Source organism: Alteromonas gracilis (genome assembly GCF_043642145.1).
In the GTDB taxonomy this organism is placed as follows: domain Bacteria; phylum Pseudomonadota; class Gammaproteobacteria; order Enterobacterales; family Alteromonadaceae; genus Alteromonas; species Alteromonas gracilis_B.
Map to the genome: position 1 here is coordinate 327,139 of NZ_JBHZRZ010000003.1, position 21,706 is coordinate 348,844.

General features: G+C 43.5%; 20 protein-coding genes and 1 tRNA gene. 9 read left to right on the top strand and 12 right to left on the bottom strand.

The genetic code is table 11. The features are described 5' to 3' along the window. Positions 1–8: 8 nt before the first annotated feature. Positions 9–236, bottom strand: coding sequence for a hypothetical protein (locus tag ACHUFN_RS08380; protein WP_394222100.1), 228 nt, complete (start codon positions 234–236; stop codon positions 9–11). 322 nt (positions 237–558) lie between these two features. Between ACHUFN_RS08380 and tadA the strand changes: the two genes are divergently transcribed. Then, the gene (tadA, locus tag ACHUFN_RS08385; RefSeq protein WP_394221891.1) at positions 559–1,146 is read left to right on the top strand and encodes a tRNA adenosine(34) deaminase TadA; all 588 of its coding nucleotides are present in this window, start codon (positions 559–561) and stop codon (positions 1,144–1,146) included. Between the two features lie 406 nt (positions 1,147–1,552). Here the strand turns inward: tadA and mltF are convergent, their stop codons facing one another. Then, positions 1,553–2,956, bottom strand: a complete 1,404-nt coding sequence (gene mltF, locus ACHUFN_RS08390) for a membrane-bound lytic murein transglycosylase MltF (protein WP_394221892.1) — start codon at positions 2,954–2,956, stop codon at positions 1,553–1,555. Between the two features lie 176 nt (positions 2,957–3,132). Here mltF and purL point away from each other — a divergent pair, with 176 nt between their 5' ends. Next, a complete protein-coding gene (purL, locus tag ACHUFN_RS08395; protein ID WP_394221893.1) occupies positions 3,133–7,020 on the top strand; it encodes a phosphoribosylformylglycinamidine synthase in 3,888 nt (1,295 codons plus the stop codon). A 178-nt stretch (positions 7,021–7,198) separates the two neighbouring features. Here purL and ACHUFN_RS08400 read toward each other — a convergent pair whose 3' ends face one another. Then, positions 7,199–7,555 carry a hypothetical protein gene (locus tag ACHUFN_RS08400; protein WP_394222107.1) on the bottom strand — a complete coding sequence of 119 codons (357 nt, stop codon included), beginning with the start codon at positions 7,553–7,555 and terminating at the stop codon, positions 7,199–7,201. 9 nt (positions 7,556–7,564) lie between these two features. Then, complete coding sequence (smrA, locus tag ACHUFN_RS08405; protein ID WP_394221894.1) at positions 7,565–8,155, bottom strand: DNA endonuclease SmrA; 591 nt, start codon at positions 8,153–8,155, stop codon at positions 7,565–7,567. Between the two features lie 234 nt (positions 8,156–8,389). Between smrA and ACHUFN_RS08410 the strand changes: the two genes are divergently transcribed. Continuing rightward, positions 8,390–8,854 carry a DUF4402 domain-containing protein gene (locus ACHUFN_RS08410; RefSeq protein WP_394221895.1) on the top strand — a complete coding sequence of 155 codons (465 nt, stop codon included), beginning with the start codon at positions 8,390–8,392 and terminating at the stop codon, positions 8,852–8,854. Between the two features lie 9 nt (positions 8,855–8,863). On the opposite strand, the gene ACHUFN_RS08415 is transcribed toward ACHUFN_RS08410, so the two are convergent. The 5 genes from ACHUFN_RS08415 to ACHUFN_RS08435 form a co-directional block, all read right to left on the bottom strand. Continuing rightward, a complete protein-coding gene (locus tag ACHUFN_RS08415; RefSeq protein ID WP_394221896.1) occupies positions 8,864–12,070 on the bottom strand; it encodes a carboxypeptidase-like regulatory domain-containing protein in 3,207 nt (1,068 codons plus the stop codon). Between the two features lie 22 nt (positions 12,071–12,092). Continuing rightward, positions 12,093–12,860: a fimbrial biogenesis chaperone gene (locus ACHUFN_RS08420; RefSeq protein WP_394221897.1), complete on the bottom strand. Its 768-nt coding sequence runs from the start codon at positions 12,858–12,860 to the stop codon at positions 12,093–12,095. A gap of 60 nt (positions 12,861–12,920) precedes the next feature. Beyond that, complete coding sequence (locus ACHUFN_RS08425) at positions 12,921–13,430, bottom strand: hypothetical protein (RefSeq protein ID WP_394221898.1); 510 nt, start codon at positions 13,428–13,430, stop codon at positions 12,921–12,923. A gap of 620 nt (positions 13,431–14,050) precedes the next feature. Next, positions 14,051–14,122, bottom strand: a tRNA-Arg gene (locus tag ACHUFN_RS08430). A 131-nt stretch (positions 14,123–14,253) separates the two neighbouring features. Further along, on the bottom strand, positions 14,254–15,435 hold the full coding sequence (locus ACHUFN_RS08435) for a flagellar assembly protein T N-terminal domain-containing protein (protein ID WP_394221900.1): 1,182 nt from the start codon (positions 15,433–15,435) through the stop codon (positions 14,254–14,256). 244 nt (positions 15,436–15,679) lie between these two features. Here ACHUFN_RS08435 and ACHUFN_RS08440 point away from each other — a divergent pair, with 244 nt between their 5' ends. Further along, positions 15,680–16,165, top strand: a complete 486-nt coding sequence (locus ACHUFN_RS08440) for an LPP20 family lipoprotein (RefSeq protein WP_394221901.1) — start codon at positions 15,680–15,682, stop codon at positions 16,163–16,165. A 90-nt stretch (positions 16,166–16,255) separates the two neighbouring features. Here the strand turns inward: ACHUFN_RS08440 and flgN are convergent, their stop codons facing one another. The 3 genes from flgN to flgA form a co-directional block, all read right to left on the bottom strand. Then, positions 16,256–16,687 carry a flagellar export chaperone FlgN gene (flgN, locus tag ACHUFN_RS08445; protein ID WP_394221902.1) on the bottom strand — a complete coding sequence of 144 codons (432 nt, stop codon included), beginning with the start codon at positions 16,685–16,687 and terminating at the stop codon, positions 16,256–16,258. Between the two features lie 34 nt (positions 16,688–16,721). Then, positions 16,722–17,051, bottom strand: a complete 330-nt coding sequence (gene flgM, locus ACHUFN_RS08450) for a flagellar biosynthesis anti-sigma factor FlgM (protein WP_394221903.1) — start codon at positions 17,049–17,051, stop codon at positions 16,722–16,724. A 101-nt stretch (positions 17,052–17,152) separates the two neighbouring features. Further along, positions 17,153–17,869: a flagellar basal body P-ring formation chaperone FlgA gene (flgA, locus tag ACHUFN_RS08455; protein ID WP_394222101.1), complete on the bottom strand. Its 717-nt coding sequence runs from the start codon at positions 17,867–17,869 to the stop codon at positions 17,153–17,155. Positions 17,870–18,146: 277 nt separating this feature from the next. Between flgA and ACHUFN_RS08460 the strand changes: the two genes are divergently transcribed. The 5 genes from ACHUFN_RS08460 to ACHUFN_RS08480 all read left to right on the top strand — a co-directional run bounded on the left by ACHUFN_RS08460 (position 18,147) and on the right by ACHUFN_RS08480 (position 21,701). Beyond that, complete coding sequence (locus tag ACHUFN_RS08460) at positions 18,147–19,076, top strand: chemotaxis protein CheV (protein ID WP_394221904.1); 930 nt, start codon at positions 18,147–18,149, stop codon at positions 19,074–19,076. 15 nt (positions 19,077–19,091) lie between these two features. After that, positions 19,092–19,922, top strand: coding sequence for a CheR family methyltransferase (locus tag ACHUFN_RS08465; protein WP_394222102.1), 831 nt, complete (start codon positions 19,092–19,094; stop codon positions 19,920–19,922). A gap of 201 nt (positions 19,923–20,123) precedes the next feature. Continuing rightward, positions 20,124–20,558 carry a flagellar basal body rod protein FlgB gene (gene flgB, locus ACHUFN_RS08470; RefSeq protein ID WP_394221905.1) on the top strand — a complete coding sequence of 145 codons (435 nt, stop codon included), beginning with the start codon at positions 20,124–20,126 and terminating at the stop codon, positions 20,556–20,558. 2 nt (positions 20,559–20,560) lie between these two features. Then, positions 20,561–20,983, top strand: a complete 423-nt coding sequence (gene flgC / locus ACHUFN_RS08475) for a flagellar basal body rod protein FlgC (protein WP_394221906.1) — start codon at positions 20,561–20,563, stop codon at positions 20,981–20,983. A gap of 31 nt (positions 20,984–21,014) precedes the next feature. Then, positions 21,015–21,701 carry a flagellar hook assembly protein FlgD gene (locus ACHUFN_RS08480; RefSeq protein ID WP_394221907.1) on the top strand — a complete coding sequence of 229 codons (687 nt, stop codon included), beginning with the start codon at positions 21,015–21,017 and terminating at the stop codon, positions 21,699–21,701. The last annotated feature ends 5 nt before the right edge of the window (positions 21,702–21,706 follow it).

Consider the following 21,706-nt stretch of genomic DNA (forward strand, 5'->3'; position numbering starts at 1 on the left):
AACCTAAACTAAGCGACGCGGTCGTTTTCCAAATCTGCAAACTGCTTTTTTAAGTCGTAGCGCTCATCTGTCACTATCTTCTCAAGCACTGAAACACGTTCCTTAAGCTCTGCAATTTCGGCTTTATAGGCTTCATTTTCTTTGCTGTTAAGCTTCTTTTTACTTCTGTCTTTTGCACTATCGACAATTGAAACTAATGCCCAAGCACAAATGGCTACTATTGCAATCGCGGTCATATTCACGGTGATATCCCTCACAAATGGCTTTAAAAGAGTGTAGGTGAAAATCTGGCCAGTTACCTAATTCACCCAGTATTTAGTTAAAATACCTATTGGCAAAATACTGCTGCCTCAAAAGTAATATAACGGTTATCCATCGAGATTATCGATAAAAAATGTAACCCGCTAAGACCTTCGTAACAGCAGTGTTATAATGAAACTTTGCAATTAGGTTGCCAAGTGACAAAAGTCATTAATTTCTAATGATTTAATGAATTGATTTGGCAAACACAAAACAATTGTTAACAGGTTTCACCAAAAAAAGTAGCAAATTTGACGAATGAGTGACGAAAATAGCAACCCGCCAACAGCAAACATTGGGTTAAATATAGAGCAAGATCAGGTATTCCAGGCGGAAATAACGCAAGAGGACGTTCATTGGATGAAGCATGCGCTCGCGCTCGCAGACAAAGCTGAGCGTATGGGGGAGGTGCCCGTGGGAGCCTGTGTGGTCTTAGATGGCGAAGTTATCGGCGAGGGTTATAATACCCCCATAACCGACAATGACCCGTCAGCACATGCCGAAATGCGTGCTGTTAAAGAAGCAGCTGAACACGTTAAAAATTATCGCCTAATCGATGCTACTTTGTATGTCACGCTAGAGCCGTGTTCAATGTGTGCTGGAATGCTGGTTCATGCGCGTGTTAAAAAAGTTGTTTTTGGTGCGAAAGATGCGAAAACCGGAGCAGCTGGTTCAGTGATGAATTTGTTGCAACATCCTGCGCTTAATCATCAAACTGATGTCGTGTCTGGTGTATTAGCAGAGGATTGTGCTAATAAACTGTCAGACTTTTTCCGCAAGCGCAGGAAGGAAATTAAAGCAGCCAAAAAGGCAAAAAAGCAACAAGAAGGTGACGCTGCAAACTAATTCAACATGGTTGAATCATTGAGCTATTGGCGTAACTCGCACAACTTTCCATAATGCTAGAAGCCGGGTTTGCCTTTGTGTGCGAATTTAGCTTGGTGTGCGCGTTAATTGAGTGAATAAATCGCTAGTGACAAATAGTTTACGGCGCTGAAGTACTTTTTGGTGACAACGCTTCAGCATGAGTCTGCGTCTGTTATTATTTTTCAATTTTATTCCTTTTTTCATAAAACGATTTTTTTTCATTTAATGTCCTTTCTTTTCTCTGATGTTTTAACACTTTCTGTGTCTTGCGAGAAATATTGTTATTAGAGAAAGCTAGCCAATGGTTGACGGACACTTTCCAAGGGTACGCGGTAAAGATGACATCAAAATGACAGTTTTCAAGTGGTGTAGGCAACCAGACGTGTTAAATTTTTCCTTGCTCATCTAACCAAACCAGGCTGTCATAATAACGTCGAATGTTCTCTACGTATTGAAGCGCTTCGTCGCCACGGGCATAGCCATACCGTGTGGTTCTGTAATATTTCTTTTGCCTCAATTGAGGTAAGCGACGTTTCACATCTACCCACAAATCGGGGTTTCCCCCTTGACGCTCAGTCAATACACGAGCATCTTCCAAATGCCCCATACCTATATTGTACGACGCCATCGCCATCCAGGTTCTATCTGGCTCGCTAATTCGGGCAGGAATGCGGTTGAGCAAACTTGCAAAGTAGCGAGAGCCACCGCGAATGCTCTGTTCTGGATCGGTTCTGTCATCAACGTTCCAGTCACTTGCCGTATCCAAAGTAAGCATCATTAGGCCGCGAACCCCAGTTCTAGAAACGGCATCACTTTCCCAGTGGCTTTCCTGATAGCTCATGGCTGCAAGTAGTCGCCAGTCTAGATCCCCTGCATATTTTTGAAACAGGGGTTTATATTGCGCAAGCGCGGTCTCGGCAGCAGAGTTAAAGGCGCGGCTGTCTACATAATCAAATTGGCGAATATGACCAAAATACTTATCTTCAAGCACGGTAAACCAACCAGACTGGTGCACTGTTCCAAAATACTCAATTAATGCTGCTTTTACAGAGTCATCTTGATTTAGCGGTAGCGCCCAGGCCATCGGCATGGATTCATTCAGTGTTTTAGCTACAGCTAAATTAGGATAGCGTCTTCGCTGCAATGCTAATCGGTTGCTGTCTGCGAGCGTATAGGCAATGTCTCCATTAGCTACTTGTTGAAGCAACTCTTCTGAATCTGAGTCTTCTGTGGTGATTAGCTGAGTTTTTGAAACTTCAGCTTTCTCTTCGGTGACTTCATCAAGCTGACTTTCTAATAATTGCGACAGTAAGTGAGCCTGACTGCTTCCCGTAACAGTAACAATTGGGGCATCGAGCGCCAGCAAATTCCTTGGTCTAGAGGTTCCTGCTTGAAACACAAGCTCTTGTTGAACATGTTGATACGCAGGTCCGTAGGCAAAGCGTTTTTTTAGCGAGAGAGTTACCGCATCGCCGGTGGCGACAATGTCCAAGTTGCCTTCTTCTAATTGCTCAAGCATGACTTCGTAGCTATAGAAAGGATAAAGGTCGAGAGTGACGCCAAGATAATCGGCAAATCCTGCCAGTAATTCATATTCAAAACCCTGCGGTCCCTCGGCACCATTATAAAAAGTTCCCGCACCATAAACTGTGCCAACGCGAATAGACTCGCGTTCTAGTAATGAAGACAAAGCTGTGGGTACAGACGGTACACCGCAACTCATCACAGCAATAGATAATATGATTATTAATTGTAGTTTTAATCGCTTTTTATAGTCTTGTGACTGCATAGACCTTTACTTGTTGTCATTAAACCGTCTAAGTTTAAAAAAAAGTTCATGTTAGCGCGTAATGAGGTTACTTACTGATCATATTTACTCTATAATCCGCGCCGAAATACTCATCAATCCAAGAGGCAACGTGTCGCATTGGTGGTCGTTGTTTCTAACAAACCAGGTAAATCAATATGTTGGTCCTTCGAGGCGCTCCTGCACTATCAGAGTTTAACCAAACTAAACTGATTGCAAAGCTGGGTCAATCCGGCGTTAGGGTTAAAAACCTATATAGCGAATATGTTCACCTAGTCGATTCCCAAGGTGACTTGTCTAAGCAGCAAATAGAGATACTCGAGAAGCTGCTCACTTACGGCCCCGCGAGGCAAGCACAAACCCCTTCTGGAACCTTCTTCCTCATCACTCCTCGCCCCGGCACTATCTCTCCCTGGTCTTCTAAAGCCACCGACATCGCTCACAACTGTAGTCTAAAAAATATCAACCGCATAGAACGTGGTTGTGTGTTTTATATCGAAACAGAAAATGCATTAAGCGAAGATGATTTTGCATTGGTTGCTAGCTTCTTACACGACAGAATGACTGAATCAGTCTTTACCAACACTGACGACGCGGCGGTGCTGTTTTCACACACTGAAGCAAACACCTTTACCAGTGTAGACGTATTAGGCGAAGGCAAAGAGGCGCTTATAAATGCAAACGTGTCATTAGGTCTTGCATTGGCTGATGATGAGATTGACTACCTGTTTGACAGTTTTACCAAGCTAGGCAGAAACCCGACCGACGTTGAACTTTATATGTTTGCACAAGCAAACTCAGAGCACTGTCGTCACAAAATTTTCAATGCTAGCTGGACTATTGACGGCGAAGCACAAGAAAAATCGCTGTTTAAAATGATCAAAAACACCTACGAGTTGTTACCTGATCATGTGTATTCAGCGTATAAAGATAACGCAGCGGTCATGGAAGGCTGGCAAGCAGGGCGCTTTTTCCCGAACCCTCAGTCACACCAATACGAATACCATCATGAAAATATTGATATTCTGATGAAGGTAGAAACCCACAACCACCCAACCGCAATATCACCTTTCCCAGGTGCGGCAACAGGCTCTGGTGGTGAAATCCGTGATGAAGGTGCTACTGGTCGTGGTTCAAAACCTAAAGCAGGATTAGTAGGTTTTACCGTATCTAACTTACGTATACCTGGTGCTGAGCAGCCTTGGGAAGCTGAATATGGCAAACCTCAGCGCATCGTGAGTGCCCTCGATATTATGCTTGAAGGCCCACTAGGTGGGGCTGCGTTTAACAACGAGTTTGGTCGTCCTGCGCTACTGGGTTATTTCCGAACGTTCGAACAAGAAGTTAATAGCTTCAACGGCGTTGAAGTGCGCGGTTATCACAAACCTATTATGTTAGCCGGTGGTTTAGGTAATATTCGTCGCGAGCATATCGAAAAAGGCGAAATCACGGTAGGCGCTAAGCTTATTGTACTTGGCGGCCCTGCGATGAACATCGGCCTTGGCGGCGGTGCAGCGTCATCTATGGCGTCTGGCCAGTCGAATGAAGATTTAGATTTTGCCTCAGTGCAACGTGACAACCCTGAAATGGAGCGTCGCTGTCAGGAAGTGATTGATGCATGTTGGCAGCTAGGCGATAACAACCCAATCCAGTTTATCCACGATGTGGGCGCAGGTGGTCTTTCAAATGCGCTGCCTGAGCTGGTTAATGACGGTGGCCGCGGCGGTAACTTTGAACTTAGAAAAGTACTGTCTGATGAACCTGGCATGACACCGCTAGAACTGTGGTGTAACGAATCTCAAGAGCGCTATGTTTTATCTGTCGCGCCAGAAAATATGCCGGTATTCGAAGCGATTTGTGCCCGCGAACGCGCACCTTTTGCGGTTGTGGGTGAAGCCACTGCCGAGCAGCACTTAAACCTTATCGACAGCCAGTTTGATAACAAACCTATCGATATGCCCCTTGATGTACTTTTAGGTAAGCCGCCTAAAATGCACCGCGACGTAAGCTCAACTAAGGTTAGCTCGCCAGCACTAGATGAGGCTGGCATTACCTTAAGTGATGCAGCAAATCGCATTTTATCTTTGCCTACCGTGGCAGAGAAAACCTTCCTTATTACCATTGGCGATCGCTCGGTTACCGGCCTTGTAAGCCGCGACCAAATGGTAGGTCCATGGCAGGTGCCAGTGGCCGACGTGGCGGTTACCGCAACAGCGTTTGACACCTACCACGGTGAAGCAATGTCGATGGGTGAACGTACGCCAGTTGCATTGCTATCGCACGGCGCGTCTGCACGTCTCGCGGTGGGTGAAGCGTTAACCAATATTGCCGCAGCGAATATTGGTGATATTAAACGCATTAAACTGTCTGCAAACTGGATGGCCGCAGCCGGACACCCAGGGGAAGATGCAGGTCTTTATGAAGCCGTAAAAGCGGTGGGTGAAGAGCTTTGTCCAGAGCTTGGTCTAACCATTCCTGTGGGTAAAGACTCAATGTCGATGAAAACGGCATGGAATGAAAACGGTGAAGATAAAGCGGTGACTTCTCCACTTTCACTGGTTATCTCAGCGTTTGGTGCCGTAAAAGATATTCGCAAAACCCTAACGCCTCAGCTACGCACTGACAAAGGCGCAAGCCGCTTGTTGCTACTAGATTTGGGCGAAGGTAAAAATCGCTTGGGCGCTAGCTGTTTGGCACAAGTTTACACCCAGCTTGGTGATAGCCCAGCAGATGTCGTTTCTGCTTCCCGTCTTAAAGCCTTCTTTGACGCTATGCAGGCGCTTATCGAGAAAGGTTTGGTTTGTGCATACCACGACCGTTCAGACGGTGGCCTATTTACTACCGTTGCTGAAATGGCTTTTGCAGGTAAAACAGGGGTGAGCGTTAACCTTGATAGCCTTGTTGGAAACGATATTGCCGTATTGTTCAATGAAGAATTGGGCGGCGTAATCCAAGTGCTTGAAAGCGATATGGACGCGGCTAACGCAGTACTGGCTGAGTACGGGTTAACTGAATTGACTCATGATATCGGTACGCTAAATAGCACAGATATGATTGAGTTTAGTCGCAACGGCGTTGCTGTACTTGCTGACAGCCGCGTATCAATGCGCACTACTTGGGCACAAACCACGTTTGAAATGCAAAAGCTTCGCGATAATCCAGAGTGCGCTGAACAAGAACACGCAGCAAAGCAAGATGCTGCTGACCCTGGTTTGCATGCGGCGTTGTCTTACGATGTAAATGAAGACGTTGCGGCGCCTTATATTGCCAAAGGCGTTAAGCCAAAAGTGGCGATATTAAGAGAGCAGGGCGTTAACTCGCATCTTGAAATGGCAGCGGCGTTTACTCGTGCTGGCTTCGACGCTATCGATGTGCACATGAGTGACGTGTTGGCTGGCCGCATTACCCTAGAACAGTTTGCGGGTCTTGCTGCTTGTGGTGGTTTCTCATACGGCGACGTATTAGGTGCAGGTGAAGGTTGGGCGAAGTCTATATTGTTTAACAGCATGGCTCGCGATCAGTTCGAAGGCTTCTTTAACCGCAACGATACGTTCAGTTTAGGTGTATGTAACGGTTGTCAGATGCTATCTAACCTTAAATCACTGATTCCTGGCACAGAGCACTGGCCGCACTTTGTCACTAACCAGTCGGCGAGATTTGAAGCCCGTGTTGCTATGGTTGAAGTGATGGAGTCTAAATCTGTACTGCTTGATGGTATGGCAGGCTCGCGTATGCCAATTGCTGTGTCGCACGGTGAAGGTCAGGCTGAATTTGCTAATGACAACGCGCTGTCACAAGTTGGCGCACAGGTGGCGATGCGTTACGTAGACAACTATGGCAAGCCAACCATGCAATACCCAGCAAACCCGAATGGTTCACCGCAGGGGATCACAGGCTTAACTTCACAGGACGGGCGAAGCACTATTATGATGCCGCACCCTGAACGTGTATTTAGAGCTGTAGCAAACTCGTGGCGCCCAGACGATTGGCAAGAAGACGGTGCGTGGATGCGTATCTTTAGAAATGCCCGTAAGTTCGTTGGTTAAGTAAATTGTTAAGCTTTAAAACAGGGGGAAACCCCTGTTAACGCCCATAAAAGATACCGATTAATAAATGTACATACTTTAGTTTGCTGTCAAACCTTTGGCAAAGCGTCAAAAAATTGATTTTTGCTCTTGTCATAGGTTTGTCACTGATCTATTGTAGACGTAGCAAGGAATGCGCTTAGGTTACAGGAGTTGAGTTAGGGTTGTACCAACAAAAAGCATGTCGCTTAGTTGGTTTAAATAATAAGAGACGACCAATGAATCGTTCTTCTAAAGGGTTTGGCTTAACCGGAGTGGCTGTAGCTGTAGTGCTGATGTTCGTAACTGCTGTTTTTAGCACATCTGCGAAGTCTGCCGAAGCTCCAACAACGCTAAGTGTGCTGTCTTCAGTTAAGTAGTCTGAAAGAAAAATTCTAACGCCCGTATCAAGTTTCTTGATACGGGCGTTAATCATTGGAGCGCTTGAAAAAGCGACATCAAAGACTGCTTCCTGGTTGGTCTTGATACAAGTTGACTCTTTTCTAAGCTTTTCCAACTAGCACGTTTATCCCTTCTTATTTTTCTCTCGGTTAATCAATTTTTGCTGAGGATGCTTTTTCAGTAACACGTAGGTTGCTCCGAGTCCACCATGCATAGGTTGCGCAGTATGAAAAGCGATGACTTCATCTAGCTCTCGTAGCCAATGATTAACGTAACTTTTCTTCAAAGCGGGAAACGGTTTGCTGTTCTCTCCCGTACCGTGTTTGATGATAAGCGCCCTTACACCTCGCTCGTGGCTGGATTTAATCGTACTGTAGATAAGATCTCGGCTTTGCTCTAACGTTTTTCCTGACAAGGTTATATTAGTTTCCAGAGGATACTTTCCAAGGCGAAGTTTTTTGAATACGCCGTCTTGAATGCCTGGCTGCTGAAAATAAATAAAATCGTCAGAGGGCACTGGTTTTACGCCTTCCATACTCAAAGGGTTGGTTAGCTTCTCTCGGGTTGAATAATGCTGCGAGGCGCGCTTTTGTTTTTCAGCGAGCGCCTTTTCTGGATCATGAAGATTCGCCACATCGTTACTACTTATACGCTGAACGTCTTTCATCTCATCGAAGAATGAGTTCAGTTCATCACTATCATTGCTTTGTCCCATTCTTTTCTCCGTATTAGCCTTAACATCTTAAAGCGGGCTAGTTAGGGAAGGGTGATTTTACAAGAACAGTGCATTTATGCATTAAAAGAACCAAAGATTGCACATTTTTTAAAAATGCTAACAGGCGATATTAAACAATTATTCTGCACTATTAGGATAATAGCTTATACTTGGCCGTATGGTTCAACGACTTTTGCATTTATGCCACTACGTTATGTGATGCTAAGCTTTTCAATGATAAGTGTCCCGGTGACTGCTGCGTCTGTTTTTCAAGCTTCAGTTACTGCGTTCGATGAACCAATTATCTCTGAATCTAGCGCTTTGCATTTTGGAAGCATTTTTAATCAAACGGGATCAAGCTGTGCGCTCGACAATACGGGTGTTGTTTCTGGTGCTTGTATGAGTGGCCACGAAAATATATCGGTAGGTGTTATTGGCATTTCTGGGCTTGTTGCCAACCAAGAGTATCAAATAGAAGTGGTTGGTTCAGACAACGGCGTGCTTCGTTATCAACCAGAAATAATGGTCGATAGTGTTTTAAGAAGTAATGTCGATGTGAATCAGCGTATTTCTGTTACCACTATTCAAAACTCTGATGCTTTGACCATCAGCATTTTTGGTAATTTGGAAGTGCTAAGTAACCTTCAAGCTGATGGTGTTTATCAAGCGGCGTATACCGTAAACGTCAACTTTCAATAACGTAAGCGCTCAATTTAAACGTGTTTCACTGGAAACGATAAACGGCTTTTCGCGATACTGATGGTCGAGATAGTCATCGACACAGTCTTTTCCATTCCTTAAAGGTGCCAAAAGGCGATACAGTTTCTGCTCTCCTACTTGCTGTGTAACAAGAAGAAGCTCAGAGTGCGTGGCTTGAATTTCAGGATTTATTGAGCGCTTTGAAAGATAGGCAGATAACTGGCACATATGCGTTTTAATTGTGTTTTTTGATAAAACCTCATCGACAGTAATCGTGTTTTCAGACTCATCGACAATAAACACTTCACTCCATTTATTCCCTTGATAACGCGTAACTGGGCTTATAAAAGCGTATGCAAACACTGGATGGGTTTGAATAGTGTTTAATAGTTGAGTTGCCTCTTTTAAGGAATTAAAACCTCCTACGGTGACGTAAGTCATTGCAATATCATGGTTGCGATAATATTGAATTGATGTAGAAACCGGCAGGTGTTTGGTAACTTCAAAAATTGACCGAGCGTGCCTAAATATACCTATTTGAATTTCGTAAATGAAATTCGTATTGTAATGAAGCGCTTGTGCAACCAAAGCATCATCCACTAACTCATTCTGACTTTGTTTGATATTGGCTTTGGTCAATTTAATATCATCCATGTAAATAGCATCACCTTCTAAAGGTGCAACAAAAGACAGTGTTGAACTGTCTATCGTGAGCGCATTTCTTAGTAAATACTCCTCGTCTATTTTCAGTTTGTACTTTCCTGGGGGCAGCTGCGACACGTAAAAGTAACCATCACTTTCTGTAAATGTGCTGGCAATACTCTCGCCGCTTTCATCAACAACGTTGAGTAAAACACGGGGAGCGCCGCGGCTCTGTGTATCGCTCATTAAAAACACGTTTCCTTCTACATCGCTAACAGTGTGAACGGGGAAATTAACTCTGTTTATTCCTCCACTGTGCGTAATGACCTCGACATTCTTATCAGCCGGAATCATATATAAATCGGGTAAAGACGTAGCATCTATTGATACCGTCTGAGAGTTGCGCAAAGTAATTAAGCGGGCCTTCCCTTCACCGTTAGTATACTCGTTCCTCCAGTTAGCGTTACCTTGGAATCTAACACTCTCAAGGGGCATTTCATCTGGGTCGTAAAGCGAATTCCTATTGCTGTCTAAGAATGCAAAAGCATCAACTCGTCCTGCCACGGGCGAAGAAGCACGATTAAAATTTAATGTTTTGCTATATGGGTTATAGTTGAGGTTACCTGTTAAGGTTAGGTTTATTGACCAATCGCCACCTTCACCGAAAGCGCCACCAAAACCAACATTAATAAAGTCAAAGCTCCAATTGTGTTGATGGTGAATTTCAAGTTTTTTATCGCCATTTGCACGATATTGAACGCGTGTTTCTCTGTGTTGTGATTGAAGATAAGGCCAGCGAAGCGCTACGTAAAAGTTTTCAGTATCGAAGCTGTCAGAGGGGGTAAAGTCCCATGCGCTTGAAATCTGCCAACCTTCTATTTGCTTTGAGTAATAAAGCCTGCCCGTTAGCGGTTCTATTACATTATTACCGACAACGATTCCCCCTGAAAATGTGCCACCTAGAAAATTATTATTCATATTTAACCCCAATCTTGCGCTGTCTGAGGTTTTCTTAAAAGTGAGATAAGAAAGGTTTGCATTCCATCCCAGTCGGCCAAAGAGATCTAGCTGCCCGTTAACGCGCATCGATGTCTCACTCTTAACAAGCGAGTTTTCTGTATACCTTTGGCTAGTAAAGTCATCTAGATAGCGGCTGGAGAAATTGAAAGCTATACCTTGATTAGTTCTGCCATTCCAACCTATAAAAGATGCGTGACCATTGTTTTCTTGTTTGGTGAGTGAAATGTGTAGCGATGAACCGGGTAACTGTGTGTTAATTGCTCCAGTATAATAGTTTTGAGGTATATCGCTTAACCAAAGTCTTTGATAGGTACCCGATAGGCTTGTGGTATCGGTCAATCCGACCCCCGCTCTTGCAAGGGCAGCCTTACCTAAGCCATTGTCTGAAATTTTGCCATCAAGAAGGCGGTATTGGTTGTCACTAACGCCAAAACTAAAATCAATTTTGTTTTTCTGTATCTGGTCTCTACCGACATCAACTATCTGATTGCGCGTTTCGTATTGTCCTTCAGGTCCGAAAAGTTTCAGTTCAAAATGGTTCGTGCCGAAAAAGGTGTCAACGTCTTCGAACAATACTTTGTTTTCGTCGTCGCTAAAGCGTTCATCGATAAACTGTCCGTTTCTAAATAACTGTACACGCCAGCCAGGTAGAATAAATTCTTCAATAGTAGTTTTTGAAAAATTACCTCTACCCAAGCTGTCATTGTTATGAATAACAGCACCCAAAGACTGACTAGGCGTGAGCACCACGTTATCGCCTTGAAGTTGTATGTCACCAAATTCATAGGTAAGGCCGTTGTCGTTATAAACGTTTGCCATGTCATTGAATGTACGGGAAAAGCGTAAGAAGTGTTGGCTTTGATTATCAGTTTTATTCACCCTGAAATTAGTGGCGTGTTGCAGTAGATCGAAGGTTGAGTTTACGCTCAAAGCAACGCGTTGTGATTGAGCGTTATTGTTTTGAAGCGAGACTCTATATCCTGATAGTGGAGAGGTGTAGAGCGTATACGCATCGCCAATGACGCGTCCTGCGGTGGTGTCTTCTTTTACGTAAAGCGTTGGGGCGATACTTTCTTCTTGAGTCGTATCTATAAATGCTAGGTCTTTACTCGCCATAGTTAGTACCTGTAGAGACCGATCGAACTCGTAGGTAATAGGAATTAATAAAGGTAACACTGCAAGGTCAATGTAAAGATCAAATTCATCTTTTGACCATAATGGCGTATCACCCGAAGTTGAATGAGTAGATGAAAGCGTGAAGTTGAAACTACATTGTGCTTCTGTTGCATTTGAAGCGATACTATTGGAGGGAATATTAATATCCCACGTGAGCCCCATGGCGTCGACGAGAAGGGAGATGGGAATTAAGAAACGGCCGTCTACTTCATAAAGGTCCATTCCATCCCAAATAGGTCTGCCATTTAAGCGAAGAACGGTAATGTAAAAATTGTCTTCGTTTAATGATACTCGTTTAAATGATTTAGGGATTTCGCAGTCTGCTGAATGCGCATTTGATGAGAACGCAATCAGCAAACACGCGATAAACCGGAACATCTAAGTAACAGACAGTGAGTGACTAAAGCGTAAACGGCAATGAAAGCGTAATATCACCACCAAACTTTTTGTTTTCCGAATAGCGGATTATAACATCGCCATCAACAGCGTTAGTTAAAGGTATAAGTATTTTTCTGCGCTCCAGAGGCTGGTAGACCGCAACATTGTTGAGTACGCCAATTTCTTCACCCTCTTTTGTTTCTACAATGAAATTGCCAAACAATGAGCGATTACCTGTTCTAGTTTGCCATAACTGTAAGTGAGGCTGGCCGTTGAAAATTAATGTGCTTGGTGAAGAGAGGGTAGACTCTGCTTCAACGTCGCCATGGCGCACAATAATTGGAACGTTGTACGCGAGTTTACTGGCCAGGTTTACGTTTCCACCCGTTGTTGGAGCGAGTTCGGTCACAATGCGCAACACTGCTCGATACTCACCATCTAACAGCCCTGAGGGTTTTCTCAAAGCAAAGCGAATTGCTTGCCGCTCTCCCGGAGAAATTGTCCCTCGTTTTGGGGAAAATCGAACAAATGACTTGGCTGATAATGGGTCGTCGCTTACCGCGTATATCGACCCTTCTTCGGTCATTGCGTTTAAAATTAGCTCAGCGCTATATTTGAAATCTTGCGAACCCGTATTTCGTAATTGAAGGGATGCTGTTCTGTTTTTACCATCAAAATAAACTCTAAATTTTGAGAGCGCGATATTAGCTGAAACCTGAGATGAAAATAATATTGAAATTACTGAAAACGCGAGAAAAAAGAGAGGAAAGCGATACATGCTCTTAAACATCCAGACTACTAAGGCAAGAAGATGAAGGGCGTTTTTAAAAACGCCCTGAAATGGTGGTCGTTATTGGAATGATACGTCCACAATATAGTTCGCTGTATATGTATCGCCAGGAACAAGCGCTGTTGTTACTTCCATTGAACCATATACGTCTAGCGTAAGGTTATCACCAGTAGAGTTAGTGGTTACTGCTACGGTAGAGTTATCTGGGTTGTTGTCGTGAACACCTACAGCGCCGTTAACATCAAACTCTGACGTGAAGGCCACGTTTGTGCCTGGTTGCCCTTGAACAGTAACGTTTAGCGGTACGTTAGCGGTCAGCCCACTAACCGTAATAAGGCCAATGGCAATATTTGCATTTGTTGCATCACAACTTCCTGAAACCGCACCAGCGTTATCCATCGAACAAGTCGCCCCCAAAGTTGGTTGCATTGCACCGAAGTTAAGTGCTGTAGTTTGAGCAATTGCCGCATCAGAAATAGCGTTTACAGTTGCTTGAAACGTGCTATTTGCTGCGATAGTGGAAGCCGATAGCATTGAAAGTAGTGCAAGTGAAGCTAAGCGTTTTTTCATGTGTAAATCCCTAAAGTTCCCTAAATCGTCAACGTAGGTAGATGACGCAGTTGTGTTTTTAATATTATCTAGAAGATGTACGCCACTTTACCGCCAGCATACTCTTGCGTTTATTCAACCATATGATTTAAAAAGAATTAAGGTATGGGAATGTATAAGTCTAGGCTTTCAATAGCCGGTGGTTATATGACTGATGGAGGATTGGCTTTTCTAACACTTTGAAAAAAAACATAAACTTTGCTTTTGTAGGGTGACCTCTATGAAATGGACTCTTGATATTTATACTTTAGTTTAAATTTTAATCTTGGGCTAGAATTGCGGTCATTTTTATACTTTTGTAGGGTATTTGTTGGGAAAAAAATGCCTATTTTTAATCAATTCGAAGTTGGTAAAGCTGAAGGTGCTGTATAAAGGTATGAAAATTAATCCCAAAGCGCTTAGGTTTTTAAGAGCTAGAGTGATTTGGAGCGTGTTGTTTAGATGAAGGGTTGGCTTTTGTGTTTAATTTTTAATCAGCTTGTGTGGGTTTTAATTTAAGAGAATTAGCTAAAGATTATAAAAAACAAAGGAGAGATTAAGCTTTTCACAAAAGTTTAAGATTATTTGTAGTACTGAATACGCGTCCCCAGCTGGAATCGAACCAACATCTAAGCCTTAGGAGGGCCTTGTTTTATCCATTAAACTATAGGGACCTAGTGCGTAGTATTATTTATTATACGTAGTTCGGTGAAATACGAAACCCCAAGTTTAATCAATGAAATGTAATTGAAAGTACATACGTTTAAACAGATAGCACAGTGTCCAAATAGCTAGTGAAGTGCGCTTATTTCTTAACTACAAAATCATGCTCTTGTATATTTGCAATAATTCCGGTGCTTTCATTTTTGACAAGCGATGAATTGCCAAAGGCACGGCTAACTACAAAGCGACCTGGAAACAGCGTGTACTGTAAATACTTTCGCCCTCGGTTATCGATAACTTCTTTCGATTGATAAAGGAATAGTTCATCATTCTCAGAAATACCGTTGTCCCTGCCAAGAGAAACAGAGATGTTTTCTCTTGCAACATTGATCACTCTGCCCGTGACAGGCTGACAAGAAGTCGCCTCTTTAATATCATCTATAGCTTCTTCAATAATTTCGTCTACGGCTCGACCATATTGCGACTTCCAAAATGATGCTGAGTTTTCATCAACATCTTCAAACTTATCGAATGTCCATTGTCCTAGACCTTGGTATGAATTAGTCAGAAGCAATCCACCATTAATCCCGTCATAAACTTGAAGAGACATTGCGAATGCGCGGTACGAGGTTGCGTCTTTCCAAGGCGCAAAAAATGAACCATCCTCATAGGTCACGCTTAAATCGTCTATTATGCCAACCAACACATACTGCGTATTACTTTGCGCCGAAAGTGTACGTACGTTTTGTTCAGTGAAACGGCTATCAAATTTTGTGGTAGTGGGAGCAATGTAAGAGATGCTTAGGTTCTCTGTTTTGTCGCGCATGGCATGGGCGAGTCGTTGAGTAAATGAACTGTCAAAGTTGGGAATGTTTCCCTGGGTCAACTGCGTTCTGTCTTTTACTCTAAAAAGGGTTGTGGCGAAATGCTTTTTATCGTACTGAGCCTTACAGACTTTTCCCTTTGGAAAAATATCAGCACGTATGTTCACCGTCACGAAATCGCCATTGTAGGTTTCACTTACCAATTCCAACTGCTCAACTTCGCCAGTGGAACTAATAGTCAATTCCTCATTTTTTAGTAACCCATTAGTAAGCTTGGCCACACTATGTACGGAAGCACCTGCAAATAGCATTGCTTGCTTTAAGGCCTCTTGTGTAGCTTCACGTTTAGCTTGCTCTTTGTCACCGTTTAATACCGCTGCCTGACCCGTTGCTTCATACCACACGGCATTCGCTTGCCCGACGAAAAATGCAAATAGGCAAACTACCGCCACCAGAGCATTAAAAAGGGTCGCCAGTGTAGTTTTGCTAATATGTCGCACCGCACACCTCTATAGGTTTCATGTCTGCGCTATGTCTATGCGCTAAGTTACATCTGAGATTCTGCAAATAGTAATGCGAAAAGGGTGCCAATTTCTGCCAGATATCGCTATTTAATACAAATGGGCGCATATCTTGCAGATATCGCAAGTAGATAAGCGCAAATAGGTAGGCGCAAACAAATAGGCGTAATTAAATGAACAATGCACCTGTTTCTCTCTATTGATGCTAATTAGGATAAATAATATGTACTTGAATATGTTGAAAGAATCTAAAGTACTTTTGCTGTCTTCTATTCTTGGTTTAGCGATAACTACTGCGGGCTGCGGCGTAATTGATAAACACGTAGAGTGGGAAACCGTAGAGCCTGAAACGTACCCAGTTCTGAATGCAGTAGGCTATGCACCTATTTCGTCTCAACGGGGGGACAGTGATAGTGTGAAGCTCATTATGGCTATGAAAGCGTCAAAATTAGATGCTTATCGTGAGTTAACCGAACAGGTATATGGTCAAAAAATTGAAGGCAACCAGTCTCTGTCTCACCTAATCGTTGACAGTGAAACCCTTAAAGCATCCGTTGAAGGGGTGATAAGAGGAGCGGAGGTAATAAAAGCGTATCCTGTAGGAGAGGACACGTATGTAACCGAGCTTTCTTTAGATATGCAGCAGGTTTACGACATTTATTTGACGACTGCGAAACCTCGAAGAGTGAAAGACGTTAAATACTATTAGCGAAGTATGTGTTCTGTATATAGTACAGCACTTTGATTTTTATCTTTCAGATACTTAAGACTAGGCCAAGCATAGTGCTTGGCCTACAAACTATGCGCTCACCCCAGAACCCAAACTTCCGCCTTTCGGCTTTCCTTTTTTGTCGTAGGTGAGCGATTCTTTTGCGCGAACTTCCATCATCAAATTTCGTAAGTGTGTGAGGCGGAGCTGTCCTTGCTCTACGGCTTTTTGATTGACTTGAGTGCGGTATTTACAATCTTCTAGAAGTTGTTTTGCCGTTTCCAGCATTGCCTCATTTTCTTCAGACAATGGCTCAGAGCTTTTGATAGTGCGTTCAATGCTTCCATCGAGTGCTTGAATAGACGTAAGTAGTTCGGTTTTCTCGTCAAGCAAACGCATTAAAGATTCGGCATCTCGTGAACTAATTAGGTGTAATTCCTTTTCAAGCAAACCAGCAAGTGAAGTAAGCTGCTCCACTTGCTTTGAAATTGCTTGAGTTAACGGGGTTACCTGTTCAGTCACGACACTTCTCGGTTAATTAATTTAGTTTCAATAGTTACTTTGCACTAAAGATTTCAGACTCTAGCTTTGCAATCTTATTAGCGAGTACTTCTGGGTTTACTTTGTACTCACCACTTTGAATTGCCTTTTTAAGACGATCAACTTTCTCTTGATTCACAGGCGCTTCAGAGCCTTTCTTTTGAACCTGGTTTAACTGCTGAGCTGATTGAGTCAAAGACACAGAGTCTTGACGCGCAGCTGGTGCAGTTTGCGCTGCTTGCGCCGATGTTTGTTGTGGTGATTGTTGCGTCTGGTTTTGCTGCGCAACCTTACCATTATCAACGGGCGTTTTAGGTAACCCATTGTTTATATTGTTAATTGCCATAAATAATCCTCACTACTTTTTGCCTCTATAAAGTATATCGGCCTTTTGGCTAAATTCTTTAGCCAAAATGTGAACAAAAAAGTAGATATTCACTGCCTCTGCTATAAGTGTATCACGACTTCTTCAGAGCTTGCGACTCTTGCGATTACCGCCTTTTGGCTACTGGCATTAATAACCTTAATATTGTCACCTACAACGCCATCTTGCTGAGCAATTCCTGCAGTCTTCACTTCCATGCCAGATAGCTCCGCTGTGATGGTAATTCTATCGCCCTTGCATACAAAGCATAGCATATTTGATTGAATAGCTTGGCCATCGGTAGCGCGGCGTTTCATTCTCGCTCCAATCAGCGCTTCTAAATCTGTAAAGGCGGTGTGGCGTAGGCGTCTTACATCAACTTTTGCCAGCGATAAATTCGATGATGTAAGTACCGTGCCTGGGCTAACTGCACCTTGCGTAACAACTATTTCTTTAGTTCGAGTAACTTGGCCGCTGGTGAAGAGATACCATTCATTGTTTTTGCAGCTTACGCGCACAGAAATATATGACTGGCTCAACGACTCTTCAGACGCGTTGTACTGAAAACCTGTAGGACAGTCTGGAACATTTATCCTATCGTCTATCTTCACAATATCCACATCAATGCTAGTATCCTGCGTATTATCAGCGAGTTGTGATAAAAGGTATTGTTTTGCTCCAGCTTCAACGAGCTCGTGGTTAGACTGTGCTGCCAATACGGAAATAGAAAAAACACTAAAGGCAGAAAGCGTTAGTAAGCGAGTGAATGTTTTGCGCATTTTGACGTTTATCTTTTTCATCATGACTTTTCGTGTTCAGTTTACAAGTTATTGGCTATGCTTATTACAGCCAGTTTACGATTACTGAAACTTAGTTTCCGTAACGTGATTTATTGAGGCCAATGAGCTTAAGTCTCAACGCAGGGGCGTTTACTCAGCAGCGCTGGAAACCCATCTGGCGACCATAAATGATGGTTAGTGTCATTTTTCTGTCGTTTGACCTGCAAAATTTTAGTGATATTGTCTATCTTTATCGTAAGAGGCAATGATCATGCCCAGTATTACTTAGAGGTGACCTATGTCGGGGATTTTAGATTCAGTAAACCAGCGAACGCAGCTTGTAGGGCAGAATCGCTTAGAGCTGTTGCTGTTTAGACTGAACGGCCGCCAACGCTTTGGCATTAACGTATTCAAGGTGCGGGAAGTGCTTCAGTGTCCACCACTTACAGCGATGCCAAAATTAAATCCGTTGGTTCGTGGTGTGGCACATATTCGCGGACAAACAATTTCTGTCATCGATTTAAGCATGGCGACCAAAGGCCGTAAGATTGAAGACCTCTCTAATGCATTTATCGTTATTGCCGAATACAATCGCTCTGTTCAAGGCTTTTTAGTTGGTGCTGTTGAGCGAATCATCAACACCAATTGGGATGCTATTATGCCTCCGCCGCAGGGGACAGGGCGTGCAAGTTACCTCACCGCAGTCACTGAAGTTGAAAATGAACTCATCGAAATACTCGATGTAGAGAAAATTTTAAATGAAATTTCTCCGCTGAATGCTGAGGTAAGTGAAGACGTCGCTGAAGGGTTAAGTACTGAAGGTCAGGAAAATAAAATAATATTCATTGCCGACGATTCAGCAGTAGCGAGAAATCAGGTGAAAAAAGCGCTTACCTCGCTTGGTCTTGAAATCGAGCTGGCTAAAAATGGTCTTGAAGCGCTAAATAGATTGAAGGAAATTGCAGAAGAATACGGCGATGTAACGAACCGCGTTGGTGTGCTGGTGTCAGACATTGAAATGCCCGAAATGGATGGTTACACATTGACAGCGGAAATCAAGAATACGCCAGAACTACAAAAGCTTCATGTCGTTCTTCATACGTCGCTTAGTGGTGTATTTAACCAGGCTATGGTGCAAAAGGTTGGCGCGGACGATTTTATCGCGAAGTTCCACCCCGATGAACTTGCTACCGCTGTGCAAAAGTGGCTGATGACAGAGTGCGAATAACGGAGCAACATGGGATTGGCTAACAAAGACGTTTCTTCAGCGAGTTACCAAAAGTTCAGAGAGTTTTTGGAAAAGCAATGCGGCATCGTGTTAGGTGATAATAAGCAATACCTGGTGCGTAGCCGCTTGGCGTCATTACTTTTTAAGCATAAATACGAATCGGCTGACGAACTGATTGATGTAGTTGTGCGCGGTTTTGATAGGAATTTATTACAGGACGTCATTGATGCAATGACAACCAACGAGACTTTGTGGTTTCGTGACAACTATCCCTTTGACTTATTGGTTAAAGATTTATTACCCGCGTTTGCTGCGAAAAATCAAAAAGTACGAATTTGGAGTGCTGCATGTTCGTCAGGCCAAGAGCCATACTCCATTGCAATGTCGGTGTTAGAGTTTCAGCGTCAGCGTCCCGGCGCTTTGCGCGGCGGTGTTGAAATTGTTGCAACAGATTTGTCTTCCGAGATGCTAAAAAAGAGCGAGCTAGGAATTTACGATGAGCTTTCCCTAGCAAGGGGGTTATCACCTCAGCGCAGACAAGCCTTTTTCCAACAAGGGCAAAATGGATTGATGCAGGTTAAACCTGAAGTTCGTCGTATGGTGAGTTTCAGAAGCTTGAACTTGCTTTCTAGCTATGCAGCACTTGGCCGATTTGACATCGTATTTTGCCGCAACGTGTTGATTTACTTCTCGGCTGAAGTTAAGCAACGGATCCTGCAACAAATTGCCGGGCAATTGCAGCCTCAAGGTGTTCTATTCCTTGGCGCCTCTGAATCAATTAGCGCTGCAAGTGAAATTTATAGTATGGTTAAGTGCCACCCTGGTCTCTACTACCAAAAAAAATGATCTAACCTATTGGCCTGATAAATATATGTTTTTTTGAAATCAGGCCGAATCTCTCTCTCAATTCTTCCCGTCAAAAACTCATTGTGGCATTTGCCTTGCTAACTATTTCTACAAACGACGGAAAAACGAAAACATTGGTAATACCCCATTTCGTTAACCCGTCACTATGAAACAGTTTTTAAGTATGTCAGAGGTCATGTTATGGCTATTAATCTAGATAAGCTGGTGGGCTTTCACGAGTCAGCACTAAATATACGCACCGAGCGTATGGAAGTGATTTCCGGGAATCTAGCCAATGCAAACACGCCTGGTTATAAAGCGCGAGACATTGATTTCAATAAAGCCATGCATTCGGCAATGCGAGAGGCTTCAGGTGGTGTTGCTAGTCACTCCTCTTCAGGAATGGTTAGAACCAATGATCGCCACTTAAGCGGCAATCCTACGTCAGTGGCGGCAAACTTTGACATGCAATACCGCATACCTACTCAACCAGATACTGGCGACGGTAACTCTGTTGAAGTGCAAGCGGAAAGAAATCGATTTTTAGACAACGGATTGCGCTACCAAGCTAGCCTTGAGTTTCTGAACGGAAAAATTAAAGGCATGAAAAAAGCGCTTAGCTCAGGAGGTCAGTAGTCATGAGTTTATTTAACGTAATGCAAATTTCGAGTACGGGAATGGAGGCAGAAAACGTACGTTTGAATACTACGGCCAGTAACATTGCTAACGCAAACTCGGTAAGCAGCAGCTATGACGAGACATACCGAGCACGTCATCCCGTTTTTGCTACAGCACTACAGGACGCCATGCGTGACCAGTCTAAAGGTGCAGGTGTTCAAGTTAGAGGGATAGTCGAAAGCGATGCCCCTTTGCAAGTGGAGTACTCACCAAACAATCCGATGGCAGACGAAAATGGCTACATCTATAAGCCTAACGTTAACATCGTAGAAGAGATGGCTAACATGATGTCAGCGTCTAAAGCGTACGAGACAAACGTGCAAGTAGCAGACACAACCAAACGCATCTTCCGCCGTGTATTGCAGTTAGGTCAAGGGCAGTAATGTGTCGCTTGAATAATGTGAGGATTAATCAGTGAATACAGTAAACAACACTGGCTTAAATAATGAACTGTATTGGCAGGAAGAAACTGTCAAAGTTGCCGATGGAACAGAACAACAGTTATCGCAAGAAGACTTCTTTGCAATGCTGACAGAGCAACTTGCTAATCAGGATCCGACCAAGCCAGTCGACAATGACCAAATGGTTGCGCAGATGACGTCATTTACCATGGCTGATGGTATTTCTCAGCTTAATGAACAGTTTGGCGCATTTGCGGCTTCAATGACATCGAATCAGGCTCTGCAAGCCTCTAGCTTAATTGGTCAGAATGTTCTGGTACAAGGCAACGTTGGCTACATGGCGAACGAAGGTGACGGTATCTCTGGTGTTATTGTGAACGAGAAAACCGTTCAAAATATGACTATCTCTATTGAGAACCAATTCGGTGAAGTAATAAAAACCATTGATGCTGGTACGCAAGGCGCCGGTAACATTGAGTTTGAATGGGACGGCAAAGATAAGCATGGCAACCTGATGGCGCCAGGCGAATATGTAATTAGTGCCAACGGCGAGCTAAATGGTGAAGGTGTTCAATTGAATACTGCCGTTAATCGCCACGTTGGAAGTGTGAGTTTGGCCGGAAGTGGTCAAGGCGTAATTTTGAATTTGGATGGTGATGTCAGTATCAATCTTGATGACGTCATTCAAATCGGCAGTTAGTAGGA

What these genes read in the sequence shown, in the direction of transcription:
- ACHUFN_RS08380 (WP_394222100.1), bottom strand. Translation starts at nt 236, where the DNA reads ATGACCGCGATTGCAATAGTAGCCATTTGTGCTTGGGCATTAGTTTCA.
- tadA (WP_394221891.1), top strand. Translation starts at nt 559, where the DNA reads ATGAGTGACGAAAATAGCAACCCGCCAACAGCAAACATTGGGTTAAAT.
- mltF (WP_394221892.1), bottom strand. Translation starts at nt 2,956, where the DNA reads ATGCAGTCACAAGACTATAAAAAGCGATTAAAACTACAATTAATAATC.
- purL (WP_394221893.1), top strand. Translation starts at nt 3,133, where the DNA reads ATGTTGGTCCTTCGAGGCGCTCCTGCACTATCAGAGTTTAACCAAACT.
- smrA (WP_394221894.1), bottom strand. Translation starts at nt 8,155, where the DNA reads ATGGGACAAAGCAATGATAGTGATGAACTGAACTCATTCTTCGATGAG.
- ACHUFN_RS08410 (WP_394221895.1), top strand. Translation starts at nt 8,390, where the DNA reads ATGATAAGTGTCCCGGTGACTGCTGCGTCTGTTTTTCAAGCTTCAGTT.
- ACHUFN_RS08415 (WP_394221896.1), bottom strand. Translation starts at nt 12,070, where the DNA reads ATGTTCCGGTTTATCGCGTGTTTGCTGATTGCGTTCTCATCAAATGCG.
- ACHUFN_RS08420 (WP_394221897.1), bottom strand. Translation starts at nt 12,860, where the DNA reads ATGTTTAAGAGCATGTATCGCTTTCCTCTCTTTTTTCTCGCGTTTTCA.
- ACHUFN_RS08425 (WP_394221898.1), bottom strand. Translation starts at nt 13,430, where the DNA reads ATGAAAAAACGCTTAGCTTCACTTGCACTACTTTCAATGCTATCGGCT.
- ACHUFN_RS08440 (WP_394221901.1), top strand. Translation starts at nt 15,680, where the DNA reads ATGTACTTGAATATGTTGAAAGAATCTAAAGTACTTTTGCTGTCTTCT.
- flgM (WP_394221903.1), bottom strand. Translation starts at nt 17,051, where the DNA reads ATGGCAATTAACAATATAAACAATGGGTTACCTAAAACGCCCGTTGAT.
- flgA (WP_394222101.1), bottom strand. Translation starts at nt 17,869, where the DNA reads ATGAAAAAGATAAACGTCAAAATGCGCAAAACATTCACTCGCTTACTA.
- ACHUFN_RS08460 (WP_394221904.1), top strand. Translation starts at nt 18,147, where the DNA reads ATGTCGGGGATTTTAGATTCAGTAAACCAGCGAACGCAGCTTGTAGGG.
- flgB (WP_394221905.1), top strand. Translation starts at nt 20,124, where the DNA reads ATGGCTATTAATCTAGATAAGCTGGTGGGCTTTCACGAGTCAGCACTA.
- flgC (WP_394221906.1), top strand. Translation starts at nt 20,561, where the DNA reads ATGAGTTTATTTAACGTAATGCAAATTTCGAGTACGGGAATGGAGGCA.